Source organism: Mesorhizobium sp. M7A.F.Ca.AU.002.02.1.1 (genome assembly GCF_003998535.1).
In the GTDB taxonomy this organism is placed as follows: Bacteria; Pseudomonadota; Alphaproteobacteria; order Rhizobiales; family Rhizobiaceae; genus Mesorhizobium; species Mesorhizobium ciceri.
Map to the genome: position 1 here is coordinate 1 of NZ_RZPB01001216.1, position 1,181 is coordinate 1,181.

A 1,181-nucleotide genomic window follows, 5' to 3' on the forward strand; every position below is an offset into this window, starting at 1 on the left:
GGACCCCCGTGCTCTACGATCCCGAGCACGCCTGTTTCGCGCTGGCGAGCGCCGACGGCATCTTCCAGTGCACCAACGCCGATGAATGCGCCTGCAACTGGATGGCCGAGCCCGGACACGCCTTTTGCCGCGCCTGTGCGCTCAACCAGTTGATCCCGGATCTCTCCGTCGACGGCAACCGCCGCCGCTGGATCCGTGTCGAAGCGGCGAAGAAGCGCGCCATCTATTCGCTGCTGGCCTTCGGGCTGCCGGTGGCGCCCAAGCAGAACCCCGCCGACGAGATCGGGCTGGCCTTCGACTTCCTCGCCGATCCGATCGGCGGCGGCCCCGGCGGCGAGCGGATCCTGACCGGCCACGACAATGGCCTGATCACGCTCAACGTCGCCGAGGCGGATTCGGCCGAGCGCGAAAAGCGCCGCGTCGAGATGGGCGAGAACTACCGCACCTTGCTCGGTCATTTCCGTCATGAGCTTGGGCACTATTATTGGGACCGCCTGATCCGCGACGATCCGCACCGGCTCGAAGCTTTCCGCGCACTGTTCGGCGATGACCGCGCCGATTACGAACAGGCGCTGAAGGCCTATTATGCCAATGGTGCGCCGCCCGACTGGCAGCAAGGCCACATCTCGGCCTATGCGACCTCGCATCCATGGGAGGACTGGGCCGAGACCTGGGCTCACCACCTGCACATCACCGACACGCTGGAAATGGTGCACGCACTGAACTTTCCGCTCGGCCGGCTGGAGACGGTGGAGGCCAACGACTTGCCGCGCGGCGACACAGGCGGCGAATTGCAGGCCGCACCCTCGGAGCCGCCGACCGCGCCCGAGTCTTTCGAAAAGATCCTGGCCCGCTGGCTGGTGCTGTCGGAAGCCTCCAATTCGATCAACCGCTGCATGGGCCTGCCGGACCTCTATCCCTTTGTCATTTCGGACGTCACGGCGCGGAAATTGGACTTCGTTCACGAACTTCTGACCGATTTGCCTGGAGAACAGGGAACAAATCGTGAGTTGGCACAGGCGCTTTAGCGGGAACGCATGAGCTGCTGCCCCGTTTTCGCTGGCGAGGGACCATGAAAACGGAGAGAAACCATGAAATCCCTGTTGTTTCCGGCGGTCGCCGGAATGCTGACCGTGATGTCGGGCGCCGCGTTTGCCGACACCGCCGTCTCAGCCGTCACC

Annotated in this window: 1 protein-coding gene; it reads left to right on the plus strand. The window is 64.3% G+C overall.

Annotation, left to right across the window (positions count from 1 at the left end):
• Positions 1-1,028 (plus strand): putative zinc-binding metallopeptidase (locus EN879_RS36590; RefSeq protein ID WP_127274750.1); only part of this gene is annotated, 1,028 nt, incomplete at its 5' end.
• Positions 1,029-1,181: the final 153 nt, after the last annotated feature.